Annotated in this window: 11 protein-coding genes; 5 read left to right on the plus strand and 6 right to left on the minus strand. The window is 71.8% G+C overall.

What is annotated here, in order from left to right; genetic code table 11:
• Positions 1 to 111: 111 nt before the first annotated feature.
• Positions 112 to 3765, plus strand: coding sequence for a hydantoinase B/oxoprolinase family protein (locus ACVBD7_RS18775; protein ID WP_458094766.1), 3654 nt, complete (start codon positions 112 to 114; stop codon positions 3763 to 3765).
• A 12-nt stretch (positions 3766 to 3777) separates the two neighbouring features.
• On the opposite strand, the gene ACVBD7_RS18780 is transcribed toward ACVBD7_RS18775, so the two are convergent.
• Positions 3778 to 4389, minus strand: a complete 612-nt coding sequence (locus tag ACVBD7_RS18780; protein ID WP_458094767.1) for a TetR/AcrR family transcriptional regulator — start codon at positions 4387 to 4389, stop codon at positions 3778 to 3780.
• A 120-nt stretch (positions 4390 to 4509) separates the two neighbouring features.
• Here ACVBD7_RS18780 and ACVBD7_RS18785 point away from each other — a divergent pair, with 120 nt between their 5' ends.
• Positions 4510 to 5709 carry an efflux RND transporter periplasmic adaptor subunit gene (locus ACVBD7_RS18785; protein ID WP_458094768.1) on the plus strand — a complete coding sequence of 400 codons (1200 nt, stop codon included), beginning with the start codon at positions 4510 to 4512 and terminating at the stop codon, positions 5707 to 5709.
• Between the two features lie 14 nt (positions 5710 to 5723).
• A complete protein-coding gene (locus tag ACVBD7_RS18790; RefSeq protein WP_458094769.1) occupies positions 5724 to 8909 on the plus strand; it encodes an efflux RND transporter permease subunit in 3186 nt (1061 codons plus the stop codon).
• Between the two features lie 288 nt (positions 8910 to 9197).
• On the opposite strand, the gene ACVBD7_RS18795 is transcribed toward ACVBD7_RS18790, so the two are convergent.
• On the minus strand, positions 9198 to 9875 hold the full coding sequence (locus ACVBD7_RS18795) for a class I SAM-dependent methyltransferase (protein WP_458094770.1): 678 nt from the start codon (positions 9873 to 9875) through the stop codon (positions 9198 to 9200).
• A 108-nt stretch (positions 9876 to 9983) separates the two neighbouring features.
• Here ACVBD7_RS18795 and ACVBD7_RS18800 point away from each other — a divergent pair, with 108 nt between their 5' ends.
• Complete coding sequence (locus tag ACVBD7_RS18800) at positions 9984 to 10772, plus strand: enoyl-CoA hydratase (protein ID WP_458094771.1); 789 nt, start codon at positions 9984 to 9986, stop codon at positions 10770 to 10772.
• A 263-nt stretch (positions 10773 to 11035) separates the two neighbouring features.
• Here the strand turns inward: ACVBD7_RS18800 and ACVBD7_RS18805 are convergent, their stop codons facing one another.
• Complete coding sequence (locus ACVBD7_RS18805; protein ID WP_458094772.1) at positions 11036 to 12424, minus strand: carbohydrate porin; 1389 nt, start codon at positions 12422 to 12424, stop codon at positions 11036 to 11038.
• 219 nt (positions 12425 to 12643) lie between these two features.
• Here ACVBD7_RS18805 and ACVBD7_RS18810 point away from each other — a divergent pair, with 219 nt between their 5' ends.
• On the plus strand, positions 12644 to 13735 hold the full coding sequence (locus tag ACVBD7_RS18810; protein WP_458094773.1) for a S1C family serine protease: 1092 nt from the start codon (positions 12644 to 12646) through the stop codon (positions 13733 to 13735).
• A 280-nt stretch (positions 13736 to 14015) separates the two neighbouring features.
• On the opposite strand, the gene ACVBD7_RS18815 is transcribed toward ACVBD7_RS18810, so the two are convergent.
• The 3 genes from ACVBD7_RS18815 to ACVBD7_RS18825 are packed head-to-tail and all read right to left on the minus strand — an operon-like array spanning position 14016 to position 19536.
• On the minus strand, positions 14016 to 17273 hold the full coding sequence (locus ACVBD7_RS18815; RefSeq protein ID WP_458097723.1) for an error-prone DNA polymerase: 3258 nt from the start codon (positions 17271 to 17273) through the stop codon (positions 14016 to 14018).
• 42 nt (positions 17274 to 17315) lie between these two features.
• Complete coding sequence (locus ACVBD7_RS18820; RefSeq protein WP_458094774.1) at positions 17316 to 18827, minus strand: Y-family DNA polymerase; 1512 nt, start codon at positions 18825 to 18827, stop codon at positions 17316 to 17318.
• Positions 18748 to 19536, minus strand: coding sequence for an ImuA family protein (locus tag ACVBD7_RS18825; protein ID WP_458094775.1), 789 nt, complete (start codon positions 19534 to 19536; stop codon positions 18748 to 18750). The genes ACVBD7_RS18820 and ACVBD7_RS18825 overlap by 80 nt, the downstream gene beginning before the upstream one ends.
• Positions 19537 to 19572 lie beyond the last annotated feature (36 nt).

Consider the following 19572-nt stretch of genomic DNA (forward strand, 5'->3'; position numbering starts at 1 on the left):
AGGCTGGGGCAACGCCTGGGAGAACGCCCGGTTTGCCGCGCTCTCGCCCGGCCCTCTCGCCGCCTGCCCGGCCACGGGTTAAGCATCGCTGCCCCGCCGCAAGGAATCCCCATGCCCGCATACACCGACACATCCTGGGATTTCTGGGTGGATCGCGGCGGCACCTTCACCGACGTCATCGGGCGCGACCCCCAGGGCCGCCTGCACGCCCGCAAGGTCCTTTCCGAAAACCCCGGCGCCTATCGCGACGCCGCCGTCCACGGAATCCGCCAGCATCTCGGCCTGGCCGCCGGTGCCCCCATCCCCGAGGGCGCGGTGGGCGAGGTGCGGATGGGCACCACGGTCGCCACCAACGCCCTGCTGGAGCGCAAGGGCGAGCGCACCGCCCTGATCACCACTCGTGGCTTCCGCGACGCCTTGGCCATCGGCCACCAGGCCCGCCGCGACATCTTCGCCCGCCGCGTGATCAAGCCCGAGCTGCTTTACGCCCGCGTGGAGGAGATCGGCGAGCGCGTGCGCGCCGACGGCACGGTGGAATCCGCGCTGGACGAGGATGCGCTGCGCGCCACGCTGGGTGCCCTGCGCGCGGATGGCTTCGGGTCCCTCGCCATCGTCTTCCTGCACAGCTGGAAGCACCCGGAGCACGAGGCGCGTGCCTCCGCCATGGCGCGCGCCATGGGCTTCGCCCAGGTCTCCGCCAGCCATGAGGTCGGGCCGCTCATCAAGCTCGTCGGCCGCGGCGACACCACGGTCGTGGATGCCTATCTCTCCCCCGTGCTGCGCCGCTACGTGGCCCAGGTGGAGGAGGAGCTGCACGTCGCCCGCACCGGTGCGCGGGTGATGTTCATGACCTCCGCCGGCGGCCTCACCGCCGCCTCCCTGTTCCAGGGCCGAGACGCCATCCTCTCCGGCCCTGCGGGCGGCGTGGTGGCCCTGGCCCGCACCGGCGCGGAAGCGGGGTTCGACAAGGTCATCGGCTTCGACATGGGCGGTACCTCCACCGATGTCGCGCACTACGCCGGCCAGTTCGAGCGCGCGCTGGAAACCGAGGTGGCGGGCGTGCGGATGCGCGCGCCGATGATGCTCATCCACACCGTCGCCGCCGGAGGCGGCAGCATCGTGCAGTACCGGGATGGGCGGCTGCGCGTCGGCCCCGAAAGCGCCGGCGCCAATCCCGGCCCCGCCTGCTATCGCCGCGGCGGCCCGCTCACCGTCACCGACTGCAATGTCATGACGGGGAAGCTGGTGCCGGACCTGTTCCCCTCCATTTTCGGGCCGGAGCAGGACCAGCCGCTGGACGTGGAGGCCGTGCGATCGGGCTTCGCGGCGCTTGCGGCCGAGCTCGGCAGCGATCGCACGCCGGAATCGGTGGCCGATGGCGCGCTGCGCATCGCGGTCGCCGGCATGGCGGAGGCGATCAAGACCATCTCCGTCCAGCGCGGCTACGACATCACGAAATACGTGCTCAACGCCTTCGGCGGCGCCTCCGGCCAGCATGCCTGCCTGGTGGCGGATGCGCTTGCGATGACGCGCGTGCTCATCCACCCCTTCTCCGGCCTGCTCTCGGCCTATGGCATGGGCCTCGCTGATATCCGCGCTGTCCGTCAGCGCACGCTGGACCGCCCGCTGGCCGATGACGCGCTCGCCGCCGCCACGCCCGCCCTCGCGGCGCTCGCCGCCGAGGCACGCACCGAAGTCCTCGGCCAGGGCGTCACGCCGGACGAGCTGACCACCCGCATTGCCCTGTTGCTGCGCTACGCCGGCACCGACACGCCGCTGGAGGTGCCCGCCCTCGACATCCAGGGCGAGGCCGAGGTCACCACCGCCGCGCTGCGCGCCGCCTCCCTGCGCGAGGCCTTCGAGGCCGCCCATCTCGCCCGCTTCGGCTTCACCGATCCCTCGCGGGACGTGGTGATCGAGGCCGCGCTGGCCGAGGCCGCCGGCGGCGGCGCCACCGCCCCGCAGCCCAGCCGCGCCGCCGAGGGCGCGCAGCCCGAAGCCCTGCGCCAGACCCGCCTCTTCTCCGGCGGCACCTGGCACGAGGCCGCGGCTCTTCGCCGCGAATCTCTCACGCCTGGCCAGCCCATCGCCGGCCCCGCGCTGATCATCGAGCCCAACCAGACCGTCGTCGTCGAGCCCGGCTGGTCCGTGGTCCTCACCCAAGCCGACCACCTCGTGCTCGACCGCGTCGAGCCGCTGCCCCGCGGACACGCGCTGGGCACCGAGGCGGATCCGGTGATGCTGGAGATCTTCAACAACCTCTTCCGCTCCATCGCGGAGCAGATGGGGGTCGCGCTGCAGAACACCGCCTCTTCCGTAAACATCAAGGAGCGGCTGGACTTCTCCTGCGCCGTTTTCGACGCGGAGGGCGGCCTCGTCTCCAACGCGCCCCACATCCCCGTCCATCTCGGCTCCATGGATGGCAGCGTGGAGAGCGTGGCGCGCGCCAACCCCAACCCGCGCCCCGGTGATGTCTGGGCCATCAACGCGCCCTACAACGGCGGCACCCACCTGCCCGACATCACGGTTTGCACCCCCGTCTTCGGCGCGGACGGCAAGCTGATCTTCTGGGTCGCCTCCCGCGGCCACCATGCCGATATCGGCGGCACCGCCCCGGGCTCCATGTCGCCGGATGCAACCACCATCGAGCAGGAGGGCGTCTATATAGACAACCTGCTGCTGGTGCAGGGCGGCCGCTTTCAGGAAGAGGCTGCGCTCGATCTGCTGACCGGCGCGAAATACCCCGCCCGCAACCCGCCGCAGAACATCGCGGACCTCAAGGCGCAGGTCGCCGCCAACGCGCGCGGCGCGGCGGAACTCCTGCGCGCGGTGGAGAGCTTCGGCGCCGATGTCGTGCACGCCTATATGTCCCATGTGCAGGACAATGCCGCCGAAAGTGTGCGCCGCGCGCTGGACCGTCTGCCGCCCGAGGCTGGCTTCACCTACGCCATGGATTCCGGCCGCCAGGTGCAGGTGCGCATCACCGTGGACCACGCCGCGCGCGAGGCGGTTGTGGATTTCACCGGCACTTCCCCGCAGCAGCCCGACAACTTCAACGCGCCGAGGCCGGTGACACGCGCCGCCGTCCTCTATGCCTTCCGCCTGCTGGTGGATTCCGACATCCCGATGAATGCGGGCTGCCTCCGCCCCATCCGCATCCTGGTGCCGGAATCCTCGATGCTCTCCCCGCAATGGCCGGCCGCGGTCGTCGCCGGTAATGTGGAGGTGTCGCAGGCAGTCACCTCCGCCCTGCTCGCCGCCGTCGGTACGCTGGCGCCCGCGCAGAGCACGATGAACAACCTGACCTTCGGCAACAGCACCTACCAGTATTACGAGACCATCTGCTCCGGCGCCCCCGCCGGCGAGGGCTTCGACGGCGCCCCCGGCGTGCAGACCCACATGACCAATTCCCGCCTGACCGACCCCGAAATCCTCGAAACCCGCTTCCCCGTGGTGCTGGAGGAGTTCTCGATCCGAGAAGGCTCAGGCGGCCGTGGTAAGTGGCGCGCGGGTGACGGCACCCGCCGCACCATCCGCTTCCTCGAGCCAATGGAGGTCGCCATCCTCGCCGGCCACCGCGAGGTGCCGCCCCCCGGCCTGTTCGGCGGCAAGGATGGCGAACGCGGCCAGAACCTCGTCCGCCGCCTGGATGGCACGGTGGAGACCCTGCCCGGCTGCGCCCGCTCCGCCCTGGCAGCCGGCGAAGCCGTGACCATCGTCACCCCCACCGGCGGCGGCTACGGCCCGGCAGGCGAGCGGGCGTAGCGGGCCGGGCCCTCAGCCCTTCGCCGGCAGCCCCGCTGCCAGCATCGCCGTGGCCGAGGCTTCCAGCGACTGCGCGGCCACCTCGTTCCCGAGCGAGGGCGCGACGGCATAGGCGCCCTCGATCAGCAGGTGCAGCGCGTCGCCCAGCGCATCCGGCGCCGCCGCCCCCGCCTCGGCACAAAGCCGGCGCAGCAGGTCGCGGTTCTCCTGCTTCGCCGCATCGGCCAGCTGCCGCACGGGATGGGCCGGATCGGGGAACTCCACCACTGCCAGCCCCAGTGGGCAGCCCCGGAACTCCGGCGTGCGCAACAGCGCGGCCGCACCGCGGACGAAGGCCATCGGCCGCTCCCGCGTCTCGACCGAATCATCCCAGCAGCAGGCGAAGCCCTGATCCATGGTGGAGCGTGAGTCCCTGAGGATCGCCTCCACCAGTGCGTCCTTCGAAGGATAGGCGCGGTACAGGCTCATCTTCGTCGCACCGGCGGCGCGGCAGACCTCCTCGACGCCAGTGGCATGAATGCCCTGGCGATAGAACAGCTCCTTTGCCGCATCGCGCACCCGCTGGGCAGCCGTGCGCCGGTCCTGCGGCACCCCTTGCGTCACCCCGGGATCAGCCTCGCTCACCGCTTCTGCTCCTCTCATGTTTCGCACTGCATTACCGCCCTCTTGCAATGCGACTGACCGGTTCGTATCAATAGGGCACGTTACGAACCGGTCGGTATCATCTGACCCCGGAGATAGGCGATGCCCACCCCCTCCCGCAAGGCCCGTTTCACCAAGGTGGTTGCAGCCCTGGCGCTCGCCACCGCCCTGCAGGCTGCCCCCGCCCCCCTCGCCCCTGCCCTGGCCCAGCAGGGCGGCCCGCCGCCCGCCGTCACGGTCGCCCAGCCGCTTCGCCGCAGCGTCACCCAGTGGGACGAGCACACCGCCCGGCTGGAACCCTCCGCCCGCGTGGAGCTCCGCGCCCGCGTCTCCGGCCAGGTCGACCGCGTCCATTTCCGCGATGGCCAGGTGGTCCGCCCCGGCGACCTGCTTTTCACCCTCGACCGCCGGCCCTTCGAGGTGGCGGTGGACATCGCCCGCGCCGAGGTGGCCCGCGCCCAAGCCCGGCTCGACCTCACCCAACAGGAGGTGGACCGCACCCTGCCCCTGATCGCCTCCCGCATCGTCCCACAGGCTCAGCTCGACACCCGGCGCGGCGCGCAGCGCGAAGCGGCGGCGCAACTCCTCTCCGCCCGCGCGGCGCTGCGCAACGCGGAACTCGAGCTGGAATGGACCGAGCTGCGCGCCCCCATCGGCGGCCGCGTCTCCGATCGCCGCGTCGATGCGGGCAACCTGGTGCAGCAGGGCAGCACGGTGCTGACCACCATCCTCCGCCTCGATCCCATCTACGCCACCTTCGACACCAGTGAGGCCGACTACCTCCGCCTTGCCCGCCTCGCCAGTGCCGGCACCCGCGGCTCGGACCGCGAGGAGGGCCACCCCATCCGCCTCCGCCTCGCCGATGAGGAGGGCTGGGACCGCCAGGGCCGCATGGACTTCCTCGACGTCGCGCTGGATCCCCGCACCGGCACCGTCCGCGCCCGCGCCGTCCTGCCCAACCCGGAGCTGTTCCTCACCCCCGGCGTCTTCGCCCGGATCCGCCTCTGGACCGGCGAGGCCGACACGCTGCTGGTGCCGGATGCGGCGGTGGCTGCCGACCAGGCCAGCCGCATGGTGCTGACCGTGTCCGAGGACGGCACGGTGGTGCCCAAGCCCGTCCAGCTCGGCCCCGTGGTGGACGGGTTGCGCGTGATCCGCAGCGGCCTCGCGCCCGAGGACCGCGTGGTGATCGCCGGCCTGCACCGCGCCCGCCCGGGCACCCGCGTCACGGCCGAAATGAGCCGCATCGGCCCCGCTCCCATTGCCCAGATCTCGGGCACCCAGCTCTCCGACGCGCGCTGAAGAAAGCTCCTCCCATGCGCCTCTCCCGCTTCTTCATCGAGCGGCCGGTCTTCGCGGCCGTCATCTCGATCGCCATCACCCTCATCGGCGCCATCGCCGGGCTGCGCCTGCCGATCGGCGAGTACCCGGACATCGCGCCCCCCACCGTGACCATCACGGCCAACTATCCCGGCGCCTCCGCCCAGGTGGTGGCCGAGACGGTGGCGACGCCGATCGAGCAGGAGATCAACGGCGTCGACGGCATGCTCTATGTCGGCTCCCAGTCCACCGGCGACGGCCGCATCACCATCAACGTGGTGTTCCGCCAGGGCACCAACGTCGATGACGCCCAGGTGCTCGTGCAGAACCGCGTCGCCATCGCGGAGCCGCGCCTGCCCGAAGAGGTGCGCCGCCTCGGCGTCGTCGTCCGCAAGGCCTCCCCCGACCTGCTGATGGTCGTGCATATGACCTCGCCCGACGGCTCGCGGGACCAGCAATACGTCTCCAACTACGCCACCTTGAACGTGCGCGACCGGCTGGCGCGGCTGGAGGGCATCGGCGACGCCCAGGTCTTCGGCGCGCGCGACTACGCCATGCGCATCTGGCTCGACCCCGCCAAGGTCGCCGCCCGCAACCTGACCGCCGGCGAAGTGGTCGATGCGCTCCGCCGCGCCAACCTGCAGGTGGCGGCCGGCGGGCTGAACCAGCCCCCGTCGGGCGTCGGCGGCGGCGCCTTCGAGCTGAACGTCCAGGCCCTCGGCCGCCTCACCACGCCGGAGGAATTCGCCGATGTCGTCGTCGCCACCGGCCAGGGTGGCGCCCCGGTGCGCGTGCGCGACATTGCCCGGGTGGAACTCGGCAGCCAGGACTACACGCTGAACGCCTATCTCGATAACCGCGTCGCCACCGCCATGGTGATCTTCCAGCGCCCGGGCTCGAACGCGCTGCAGCTCGCCGCTGATGTGCGCTCCACCATGACCGAGCTGCAGAAGTCCTTCCCCACCGGCCTGTCCTACAGCATCGTCTACGACACCACGCTCTTCATCCAGCAGTCGATGGAGGCGGTGATCCACACCTTCGCCGAGGCCGTGCTGCTCGTCGTCATCGTGGTGATCCTGTTCCTGCAGTCCTGGCGCGCGGCGATCATCCCGCTGCTCGCCATCCCCGTCTCGATCATCGGCACCTTCGCCGCGATGGCAGCCCTTGGTCTCACCCTCAACACCCTGTCGATGTTCGGGCTGATCCTGGCCATCGGCATCGTGGTCGATGACGCCATCGTCGTGGTCGAGAATGTCGAGCGCCATCTGGCCGAGGGCATGGACCCGCGCGAGGCCGCCAAGCGCACCATGGACGAGGTGGGCATGGCGCTCATCGCCATCGCGCTCGTGCTCTGCGCGGTGTTCATCCCCACGACCTTCATCTCCGGCATTGCCGGCGCCTTCTACAGCCAGTTCGCCGTCACCATCGCTGTGGCGACGCTGATCTCGGCCGTCGTCTCCCTCACCCTCTCGCCCGCCCTCGCCGCCCTTCTCCTGCGCCCTCATTCGCATGAGCCCCCGCGCGGCCTGCGCGGTGCGCTGACGGCGCCGGCCCGGCTGTTCTTCCGCGGCTTCAATGCGGTGTTCGACCGCCTCTCCATCGGCTACGGCGCGCTCACGCGGCGGCTGGTGCGGCTCTCGCTCATCCTGCTGCTGCTCTTCGGCGGGCTGCTCGCCTTCACCGGCAAAACCGTCCTCTCCACGCCGACGGGCCTCATCCCCCCGCTCGACCGCGGCTACCTCATCGCCGCCTTCCAGCTGCCGCCCGGCGCGTCGCTCGCACGCACCGATGCGGTGATCCGCCGCGCCTCCGAAACCGTGCTGACGGTCCCCGGCGTAGAGCACGCCATCGCCTTCGCGGGCTTCGACGGTGCCACCTTCACCAACGCCCCCAATAGCGGCGTGATCTTCGTCGGCCTCAGCGATTTCGCGAAGCGCGCAGAGGAGGGCGTGTCCTACGCCTCCATTATCGGCCAGCTGCAGGCGCGCCTGGGCGAGGACCGGGAGGCGATGGCCCTGGTCATCCCGCCGCCTTCCGTTCCGGGCATCGGCACCGGCGGCGGCTTCAAGCTTTACATCCAGGACCGCGCCGGCCGTGGCCCGCGGGAGCTGGAGCGCGTGACCGGCCAGGTGCTCGTCGCCACGCAGCGGACGCCCCAGATCGGCTTCGCCTTCTCCCTGTTCAACACCTCCACGCCCCGCCTGCGGGTGGAGGTAGATCGCACCAAGGCGGAGATGCTCGGCGTGCCGCTTGCCCGCGTGTCCGAGACGCTCTCGGTCTATCTCGGCTCCGCCTTCGTGAACGACTTCAACATCCTCGGCCGCACCTACCGCGTCACCGCCCAGGCTGAGGAATCCCAGCGCCAGACCCCGCGCGACGTCGCACTCCTCCGCACCCGCAACACGGAGGGCGAGATGGTGCCCGTCGGTGCCCTGGCCAGCTTCCAGGATGACAGCGGCCCCTACCGCGTGCCGCGCTACAACCTGTTCCCGGCCGCCGAGGTCCAGGGTACGCCCGCACCCGGCGTCTCCACCGGCCAGGCCATTGCCGCCATGCAGGAGATCCTCGCCGAACTTCCGGAGGGCTTCTCCTACGAGTGGACGGAGCTGGCGCTGCAGGAAACCACCCAGGGCAACACCGCTCCGGTCGCCTTCGGCCTCGCCGTCGTCTTCGTCGTGCTGCTGCTGGCCGCGCTCTACGAATCCTGGCTGCTGCCCATCGCGGTGGTGCTGATCGCGCCGATGTCGGTGCTGGCCGCACTTCAGGGCGTGGTGTGGCGCGGGCTCGACAACAACGTGCTCGTGCAGGTCGGGCTCGTCGTGCTCGTCGGCCTGGCCGCGAAGAACGCCATCCTGATCGTGGAGTTCGCCCGCGCCGCCGAAGCGGATGGCATGACCCGCTGGGAGGCGGCCGAGGCCGCCGCCCGCACCCGCCTGCGCCCGATCCTGATGACCTCGCTCGCCTTCATCCTCGGCGTGCTGCCCCTGGCCATCGCGACCGGCGCCGGCGCGGAAATCCGTCAGAGCCTCGGCACCGCGGTCTTCGCGGGCATGCTCGGCGTGACGCTCTTCGGCCTGCTCTTCACGCCGGTGTTCTACGTCGTCGCCCGGGCCATCGCCCGGCGGCCGATCGTGGCGCCGGATGTGGCAGCGCCGCGGACGGCAGAGGCCCATCACGGGTAGCACCGCGTGGCCCGCAGGGGGCTAAGCCCCCTGCACCCCAGGGCAAACGCGCAGCGTTTGTCCCGAACCGGGGACCCCGCGGGGTCCCCGGACCCCTGCGATCAGGCTGCCGCGGATACCCTGATCAAGGGGGGGTTCGTTTTCTCTACGGCGCGAGCTGCCATGTCCCACGCCGAGGCTCATGGAGCCTCGGCGAACCGCCAGCCGAACATTCCGCGGCAGCCCTCCAGAAGAAGATGAGGGAGGTCCAGGAGTGAGAATTCCTTCTCCCTCCTGGGGCCACCGCCCCTACCCCTCGCGTTCCGCCACCAGCAGCACATTCGGCAGCGGCGTCCCCACCCAGCAGGGCGACACCGCACAGCGGAACCCCCCTGCCTCCAGCCGCGCCGCCACCGCGGGCACCGGCATGGGCCGCACCGCCGCCCCATCGCGCCGAATGGCCCGGCCAGCGCGCTCCATCGCCATCCCGAAGGTGCTGCGCCAGCCCCGGTCGGGGTCGAACAGCCGCAGCACCACGCGGCGCCGCGCCGCACCGGCCATCCGGTCCAGCAGAGGCACCTGGGACGCCTCCGGCAACTGGTACAGCACATCCACCAGCATTGCGGTGTCGCAGGCCGGCACCGCCGCCGTGGTCAGGTCCGCCCGCGCGAACTCCGCCGGCATCCCCTCCGCCGCCGCGCGCGCCTCGGCCACCTTCCCCGCCTCGTAATCCAGCCCGATGACGCGAGAGGCCGCGCCGGAGAGCAGCAGTGCCAGCGCCAGCTGCCCTCGCCCGCAGCCGAGATCTGCCACCTCCCCCAGCCCGCCGGCCCGCGCCGCCAGCGCCAGGATCGCGGCCGTGGCCGGGTCCCGCCGCAGCTTTGAGCCGACATAGCTGCGCGTGAAGCGCGACGCGCCGGCATAGCGCGCGGCCACCGCGTCGATCAGCGCGCCGGAATCCAGGGAGGAAAGGGAGGAAGCCGCCATGGGCCCGACCATGCCGGTCCCGGCACGGGGCGGCAACGCGGCCACCCTTCCCCCGGGCGCCGCAGGCGGGCAGGCTCCGTCCCAACACGACGGAGAGGACGCGCCAGCATGGCCGAAGACGAGCTGATCCATGAGGTGAAGGAGGGCGGCATCCTGCTGACCACCCTCAACCGCCCCCAGGCGATGAACGCCTTCACATTCGGCATGTATGAAGGCCTGGCCGCCAAGGCCGCCGAGATCGGGCAGGACCCCGCCATCAAGGCCTGGATCATCACCGGCGGCGGCGAGAAGGCCTTCGCCGCCGGCACCGACATCAAGCAGTTCACCACCTTCACCACCGCCCAGCACGCGCTGGACTACGAGGAGCGGATCGGCCACGTCCTTTCCGCCATCGAGGACTGCCCCAAGCCCACCATCGCCGCCATCAACGGTGCCTGCACCGGCGGCGGCGCGGGGGTCGCGGGCGTGTGCGACATCCGCATCGCCTCCGCCTCCATGCGCTTCGGTGTGCCGATCGCCCGCACCCTGGGCAACACGCTCTCGTTGGGCAACTACGCCCGCTTCTCGGCCCTGCTCGGCCCCGGCCGGCTGCTGGAGCTCATCTTCACCGCCCGCCTGGTGGAAGCCGAGGAGGCGAAGGCCCTCGGCCTCGTCACCGAGGTGCTGCCCGACCAGGCCGCCCTCCTCGCCCGCGCAGAAGCCCTCGCCCGCACCATCGCCGGCCACGCGCCCCTCACGCTGCAGGCCGCGAAAACCACGCTGAAGCGCCTGCGCGAGCACGCCATCCAGGGCGCGAATGCCGACGACATGGTGGCGCTGACCTTCACCAGCGCGGACTTCAAGGAAGGCGTCGCGGCGTTCCTGGAGCGCAGGAAGCCGGTCTGGACGGGGCGCTAGGGCGGCCCCTGGGGAAGCTCTGCTTCCCCAGACCCTAGGGCGAAAGCGTGCTTTCGCCCGCGCCGGGGAGCCACCGGGCTCCCCGGACCCCGCGTCGAGTTTTTCGGGGTGCCCAGCGATCAAGGGCAGCGCCGCAGGCCGCTAAACCGCCCATGGCCGTCGCCTGAGGTCTTGGACCTCAGGCGCACCACGTCCAACAGATGGAAGGTCCAGGAAACTCAGTTTCCTGGCGGGGTGCAGGGGCAGAGCCCCTGCGGGGCCACTCAGAACGCCACCCGAGCCCGCAGAGCGAACAGCGTCACCGGCCCCCGGTCCCGGTTGTAGGCCGGGTTCACCGCGTGCTGGACGTCGAAGGCCAGGTTCACGCCCGGGGCCACCGCCGCGTCGTAAAAGGCCTCGGCCACGTATTCGGGCCCGCCGCGCAGCCGTCCGTCGCCGGTGATGAAGCCGATCCCTCCTGCCTCGAGATAGCGGCGGCGGCCGGTGGAGGCCCAGCCGACATTGCCGGCTAGCCCCACCGTGTCCTCCGCCCGCCCCCAGCGCGTGCCCTTCAGCGAGAGGCCGCCGGAGACGGCGCGGTCCATCTCGGTGAACATCCAGTTCTGCGTGCGCCCGTCGTTCCAGGACAGGCGGGCGAAGGCGCCGAGATCGTCGATGATCTCCTGCTCCAGGTTCAGCGCCGCCATCTGCTTGGTCCGGTAGCCGCGGGGGTTCAGCTCGAAGCTCACGGGGTTGTCGACGTCCAGCAGCTCGCCCCAGCTGGACTGCCGCGTGCGCGACAGGCCGAGGATGACGCGCACGGCGCCGGGCCGGCCGCCGATGCGGGTGTAGCGGTCCACCTCGCCCAGCAACTGATAGGCGCGGGTGGGCGCGGGGTCGAGGAACAGGCCGTTCACGCGGCGGGAGACCTGGAAGGCGCCGGCGCGCAGGCCCCAGGTCCCGTCCTCCCACTCCACCGCGGCGCCGATCGTCCAGCCGCGCGCGTCCGCCGCGTAGTCTACGGCGCCCGAGCCCACGAGCGCCCAGTTGAGGAATTGCGTGCGCGCGTCATGGGAGTAGCTGTTGCGGTCGAAGATGTCCCAGACCGACATCTTGCCGACGGTGATAGTCAGCCGCTCCCGGGCCAGCGGCTCGTTGAAGCGCAGCGGGTCGTCCTCGGCCTCCACCGTGTCGGCGGAAAGGCCGATGGTCTGGCGGAAGAAGGCGCGCGGCACAAAGAAGGTCGGTTCCGTCGAGCCCAGGCGGAAGGCCTCGTTGTTCGGATAGGCCGCGATGCCCGTGGAGTTGGACAGCCCGAAGCCGCGGGTGACGGAGAGGTCCACCACCGCCTCCGCCCCGCGCCACAGCCGCCGGCCGAGGATGAGGTCCGTCGACAAGGTGTTCGCCGCCGAGGCCTCCGGCTTCATGCTGCCCTCGCCCTGGTAGGGCGAGCGGAAGCGCGGATGGCCCTGCAGCACGAAGGTCGCCTGACCATGGACCAGCCATCCTTGCTGCTCCAGCGCCCGCAGCCGCGCGGCGGTCTCGGGAAACAGGGCCGGGCTGTCCGTGTCGCCCCCGCCGGGGCTGGCGCCCTGCTGCGCGGCAGCAGGTGCCGCCAGGGCGAGGAGAAGGGCGGCCCAGAGGAGCGGCCAACGGCGCGGTCCGGTGCTCATGCGGCGCGGCCGATTGGATGGGGCATCGGCGTGCCCTCTGGAATGACAACGGGTGAACAGCTGTTCATCTTACGACCTGTGCAGTAATTGTGTAATAGATTCAATTGTTTGTTGTCGTATCTCGCCCGTTCCGACCTGGCAAGCCGCTCCTGCGCGTCCTGCCGGTCCGAGACCCCGCCTCATTGACTGCACTCGCCTTGTTCCACACATCCACCGGGCATGCGCTCCCTCCTCCTCGCCTCCACCCTTCTTGCCCCGCTCCTGGGGGCCTCGCTCCTGGGAACCCCATTCCTGGGCGCCTCGGCGCTGGCGCAGGCCCCCACGCCACCCACCGCGACCGCGGCGGAGGAGGGCTTCCGCGTCCTCAACCGCACGGGCCAGGAGGCCAGGGCTTTGCACGCCGTCCGCAGCGGGCGGCCAGACTGGGGCAACAATCTCCTCCCCCGCCCCCTGGCGGATGATGCCGGCTATCGCCTGCGCCCCAATCCCCAGGCCGGCTGCCGCTTCGACATCCGCCTGGTGCTGGCCGACGGGCGCGAGGCCGTGACGCGCAACCAGGACATCTGCGCGGACCGCCAGGTGGAGATGGGCGCCGACGCCATCGCCCCCGCCGGCGCCACCCCGCGCCCCACGCCCGAATCTCCCACCGCCCCCCAGGCCCTGCCCCGCCCCGGCGTGCGCGCCGCCACCGGCACCGGCTTCCTCGTTGCCGGTGAGCGCGTGCTGACCAACCGCCACGTGGTGGATGGCTGCGACCGCGTCCTCGTGCGCGGTTCGGACGGCCGCAACCACGCCGCCACCCCGCCCGCCCGCACCGATGCGCGGCTGGATCTCGCGGTACTCACCGTGCCCGGCCTCAACGGCCCCGTCCTCGCCTTCCGCCAGGACCCGGCGCTCCGCCGCGGCGAGAGCGTGATTGCCTATGGCTATCCCCTCACCGGCCTCCTCTCCTCGGACGCCAAGCTGACCCGCGGCGAGGTGAACAGCCTGCGCGGCCTGCGCGACAACCCCGACCAGATGCAGATCAGCGCCCCCGTCCAGCCCGGCAACTCCGGCGGGCCGCTGCTCGACATGCAGGGCAACGTGGTCGGCGTTATCGTCTCCAAGCTGAACGCCCAGGCGGTGGCCGGCCGCACGGGCGACATCGCCCAGAACATCAACTTCGCCATCCACGGCGAGCGCGCGGCCGCCTTCCTGCGCGCGGCCGGGGTGACGCCGGCCGCCGCCCGCAGCAACGGGACGGATCGCTCGGCAGCGGATGTGGGGGAGATCGCGGAGCGGGCGACGGTGTTCATCCGCTGCGAGAAGTAGCGCTCGTGGCCCCAGGGGAGCGCCGCTCCCCTGGACCCCTCGCCGGGGAACCACCGGGCTCCCCGGACCCCGCGTTCAGTTTTTCGGGGCGCGCCATAACCCGAGGGCAGCACTGCAGGCCATGTTCTTGAGCAGCGGTTCTGACATGCCAGTCGCCTGAGGTCATCGACCTCAGGCGCACGACCAAAAATAGACGGAAGGTCCAGGAAACTCAGTTTCCTGGTGGAGGGGTTTCAGGGGAGGCAAAGCCTCACCTGGGGCCGCAAGCGCAGCAGATCGCTCACCGGAAATCCCGCGTCGCCACCCGAAGGCCGCGACGGGGCTGTGCCGCCCCCTCCGCCACGTCGCGCGCGACGAACGCCTCCCCCCGCCGGTCCGGCCCGCTCCCGCGCCGCGCCTCGTCGCCGCGGCCATGGGAGAGTGGGAAGTCTTCATCCCGCTGACCCACGCTGTTGAGGAGGGGGGTGAGGTCCGTCAGGTGCTCGGCGACGAGATGGGTGACCCCGTTCTGCGTCTGCACGCGGCCGCGACAGGCAATCATGCCCGCCGAGAGCACCACGCGCCGCTGCGCCTCGAACAGCTTCGGCCAGAGGATGAGGTTGGCGACCCCGGTCTCGTCCTCGATGGTGAGGAACATCACTCCCTTGGCGCTGCCGGGCTTCTGGCGGACGAGGATGAGCCCCGCCACGCTCACCCGCCCGGCAGGAGTATTCGCCAACGCGCCGCAGGGCAGCATTCCCGCGCGGGAGAGCTCCCCGCGCAGGAAGGCGACGGGGTGCTGGCGGAGGCTGAGCCCGACCGCGCGGTAATCCTCGACGACCTTCCGCCCCTCCGGCATCGCCGCCAGCGAAACCGCGGGTTCGTCCGCCTCCGGCGCAGGGGCGTGCTCCGCCGCATCGGCCGCGGCGAAGAGCGGCAGCGGGGCGTCGCCCAGACCCCGCACGGCCCAGAGCGCCTCGCGCCGCCCCAAACCCAGGCCGAGAAAGGCGTCCGCCTCGGCCAGATGGCGGAGCGAGAGGGCGGGCAATCCCGTCCGGCGCTGAAGGTCTTCAGGCGAGCGGTAGAGCAGGTTCCCCCGTGCCTTCACGACCGCCTCGCCATGCTTGCCGTCCAGCCCGCGCGCCATTCGCAGCCCCAGCCGCACGGCCAGGTACTGCTCCTTCGTTGTCTCCAGCGTGCAGTCCCAGTCGCTGCGGTTCACGCAGACCGGCCGCACCTCCACCCCGTGCTCGCGCGCGTCGCGCACCACCTGCGCGGGCGCGTAGAAACCCATAGGCTGGCTGTTCAGCAGCGCCGCGCAGAAGACATCGGGGTGATGGCATTTCAGCCAGGCGGAGGCATAGGCGATGAGCGCGAAGGAGGCCGCATGGCTCTCCGGGAAGCCGTAGCTGCCGAAGCCCTCGATCTGGCGGAAGGTGCGCTCGGCGAAATCGCGCTCGTAGCCGCGCGCGACCATGCCGCCGATGAGCTTGTCCCGGAAGATGCCGACGCCACCCGTGACCTTGAAGGTCGCCATGGAGCGCCGGAGCTGGTCGGCCTCGCCCGGCGTGAAGCCGGCGCAGACGATGGCGACCTGCATCGCCTGTTCCTGGAACAGCGGAACGCCGAGCGTCTTGCCCAGCACGCGCTTCAGCTCGGCCGTCGGATGGCTGACCTCCTCCAGCCCCTCGCGCCGACGCAGATAGGGATGCACCATGTCGCCCTGGATCGGGCCGGGCCGCACCAGCGCCACCTCGATGACGAGGTCGTAGAGCGTCTTCGGCTTCAGCCGCGGCAGCATCGCCATCTGCGCCCGGCTCTCGATCTGAAAGGTGCCGAGCGTGTCGGCGCGCTGGATCATGGCATAGGTGGCGTCATCCTCCTGCGGCACATCCGCCAGGGTCATCGGCAGGCTTCGATGCGCCTCGAGCAAGTCGAAGCCACGCCTGAGGCAACCGAGCATCCCGAGCCCGAGCACATCGACCTTCATCATCCGCAGCAGGTCGATATCGTCCTTGTCCCACTCGACGACGGAGCGGTTCTCCATCGCGGCGGGCGCGATCGGCACAAGGTCGTCCAGCCGGTCCCGCGTGAGGACGAAACCGCCGGGATGCGTGCCGAGCTGGCGCGGGAAGCCGATCAGCTCGCGCGCCAGATCCAGCGTCATGCGCAGCCTTCGGTCGCCGGGGTCGAGGTTCAGCTCGCGCGTGCGCTCCTCGGCCAGCCCCTCCTCCTCCCCGCCCCAGACCTGTGCGGCGATGGCGCCGGTCACATCCTCCGACAGGCCGAGAACCTTGCCCACGTCGCGCACCGCCCCGCGGGGCCGGTAGCGCATCACGGTGCAGCAGAGCGCGGCGCGGTCACGGCCGTAATGGGCATAGACCCACTGGATGACGTCCTCGCGCCGCTCGGCCTCGAAATCCACGTCGATATCGGGCGGCTCGCGGCGCTCGGCCGAGATAAAGCGCTCGAACAGCAGCCCTGACTGCGTCGGGTCGATGCTGGTGATGCCCAGCACGTAGCAGACCGCCGAATTGGCCGCGGAGCCCCGCCCTTGGCAGATGATGCCCTGCGAGCGGGCGTAGCGGACGATGGCGTTCACGGTGAGGAAGTAGGGCGCGTAATCCAGCTGCGCGATCAGCGTCAGCTCGTGCCGCAGCTGCTTCGCGACGTCATCCGGCACGCCAACAGGATAGCGCAGTGCCGCCCCCGCCCAGGTCAGCCGCTCCAGCGTCTCCTGCGCGGTCTCGCCGGGCATCTCGGTCTCATCCGGATACTGGTACTGCAGTTCGCCGAGATCGAAGCGGCAGCGCTCCAGAATCTCGCCCGTGCGCGCCACCGCCTCCGGATGCCGCGCGAGAAGGCGCGCCATCTCCCCGGGCGGGCGCAGATGCCGGTCGGCCTCGCCCTGCAGCCGGAATCCCGCCGTGTCGATCGTGCAGCCCTCGCGCACGCAGGACATCACATCCTGCAGGATGCGCCGCCCCGGCGCGTGATACAGCACGTCGCCCGTTCCCAGCGCCGCCACGCGCGCCGCGCGCGCAAGCGCCGCGATCCGTTCCAGCCGCGCGGCATCCCCCGGCAAGCGCCGCGGCGTCAGCACGGCATAGGCGCGGTCGCGGAACACCTCCCGCAGCCGCGCCAGCCGGGGCGCGATCTCCTCCTCTTCTTCAGGCAGGAGAGCGGCGAGCAATCCTTTCGCCTCAGCGGCCAGGTCCGCCCAACCCAGATCGAAGCCGCCATGCCCCGCGCGCCCCTTGCCCAGCGTCAGCAACCGGGTGAGGCGCGACCAAGCCGGGCGATCGGTTGGATACAGCAGCAGCGCCGTGCCGCAATCCAGATCCACCCGGCACCCCGCGACGAGCCGCACGCCCGTGGTTTTGGCCGCATCCCAGCTCCGCACGATGCCCGCGACGCTGTTGCGGTCGGTGATGCCGAGCGCGGGCAGGCCCAGCACGGCGGCGGCGGCGAACAGCTCCTGCGGATGGCTCGCGCCGCGCAGGAAGGAGTAGTTCGTCGTGACCTGCAGCTCGGCATAAAGCAGGGCCACGGGCTTCAGCGCCGCATCGGCATCGCGCGTCGCAGCCCGCGCCGCAGGGTTTCAGAACAGCCCATGGAGGAACCAGCCGAGATCGCCGGTCGCCGGATCCTCGCCGTCGCCGCGGCGGAACAGCCAGTAGCGTCGGCCCTCCTCGTCCTCCACCTGCCAGTAGTCGCGTACGGCCCGCGTCTCGGCATCCCGCAGCCACCACTCGCCGGTGATGCGCTCCGGCCCATCGGCGCGGCGCACGCGGCGGCGCTGCCGGCGCCAGGTGAAGGCGGCGGGTGGCCGGTCCGGCAGGGCGGAGATGGTCTCCACGGGCTGGGGCGGGGTCATCAGCCGCACCGGGCGTGGCAGGGCCGCAGGCCAGCTGGCCCGCCTGTCGTCCCAGAGAGGGGCAGCCCGACGCTGGGACCGTTCCGGCACCCGGGATTCCACCGGCATCGCCCGGAACACCTTGTCGCTGCCCAGCCAGTTGCCCAGCCGGTCTACCAGTGCCGAGACATCCGCCTCCCCGGCCTCTCCCGGCATGGCGGCGGATTGCGACCAGGCGAGCGGCTCGGCGATGCCGACCACCAGCCGCATCGCCTCGATCCCGAAGCCCGGATCCACGCGCTCCAGCCGGTCCCGCAGCATCCGCCCGAGATGCGCGGCATCGCGCGAGGGCCGCGCCGTGCCGATCCGCACCACCTGCGCACCGCCATCCACCCGCTCGAAATGCAGGTCCACCGCCCGCGCGCCCGTGCCGGCCGCCTCCATCGTGGCGCAGACGGGGCCGAGCAGCCGGTGAATGGCGATCTCGAGGGCAGTCGCCGTCAGCAGTGGCTCCGCGAAGGCCAGCCGGTGCTGGGGCACCCCGGGCGGCACCCAGGGCTCCAGCGGCTCCGCGCGCCGGCCCAGCGCGGCGTCCAGCCGGTCGAGCAGGGCAGACCCGAAGCGCCGCGCCAGCGGCGCGCGTGGCATCGCCGCCAACTGCCCTACCGTCTCGATCCCCAGCACCCGCAGCCCGTGCCGCACCTCCTCCGGCAGTCGCAGCGCGGCATGGGGCAGGCCGGCCAGGCGCGCCTCCTCCCCCCCCGGCGCCGCGATGTCGCGCCCGGTGGGGCCGAAGCGCGCCAGCGCATGGGCGGCCCCGATCGTCCCCGCCACCGCTGCCCGCGCCTCCAGCCCCCGCCGTCCCAACCGCGTCAGCAGATCCTCCAGCAGCGCCGCCTCGCCGCCGCGCAGATGGGCGGACCCCGTCACATCCAGCAGCAGCCCGTCCGGCGGCGCCGGCGCCGCAAGCGGCCCGTAGCACAGCGCCCAGCCCGCCAGGCCCCGCAGCGCGCCCGCATCCCCCACCGGATCCGCATCCTGCACCACAAGGCCGGGCAGCCGCGCCCGCGCCTCGGCCAGCGGCAGGCCCGGCCGCAAGCCAAGGGCCAGCGCCGCGCGATCCGCGGCCGCGATCACCTGCCGCCCGCCATCATGGGCACGGGTGACGAGCGGCACGTCAGCCGGTGGCGCGCCAGGGGACCGGCGCAGCCTGTCGGTCGGCAGCATCGGAAACCACACCGAGACGACCCTGCGCATCGCACGCCTCCACCATCCAACCGCCCGCCTCGCCACCCCGGCACCGCACCAGCTCCAGCCGCCATCGCGCGCGGGACAGGCCCGGCACATCCGGCGCCTCGGGCAGGGGTGGCCCGCTGGGCAGGGCGGCGACGCGCCATCGGGTGACGGCAGCGCAGGGTTCGAGAAGGGCGGGGTCGTCCGGCCGGCGGCTGCGGCGGAGGACGAAGGCGGTCACGCCGCTCCGCTCGGCCGCGAGTTGCAGGCGGCGGGAGGCGGTCAGGGTCAGCCGGCCGGAAACCTCCCCCACCACCCCCGCCAGGCCGGGTTCCCGCAGCCCCTCCTCCATGACGAGAAGGACGGTCGCGGCCCGCCCCGCCTCGGCATAAAGCACGCGGGCCGGGGGCAGGCCGGCCGCGGCCAGGCCAGGGGCGAACAGGTCGGCCCGTTCCAGCACCCACAGCACGACGCCCGGCCGGCGGGCGAGGCACCCCGCGGCGAACAGGGCCGCCGCCGCCCCGTGCTCGACATCCGGCCCGGTGTCGGCCACCTCGTGCAGCGCCCCGAGCGCCAAGCCGCCACCGGGCAGGGCCGCATCCAGCTCCGGATGGCCGAAGGGCTGGTGACCGGCAGCGCGGGCAACCTCGGCCCCCAACTGGGAGACACGGTCCCGCAGATCGGACAGGGCCTGGGCTGAAGAACGGGGAGGATGCGCTAAGCCGGTTCGCATCTGCAGGAACATAAACAGAACATTGGATTCGCACGA

The sequence above is a fragment of the Roseomonas sp. WA12 genome, assembly GCF_054165765.1.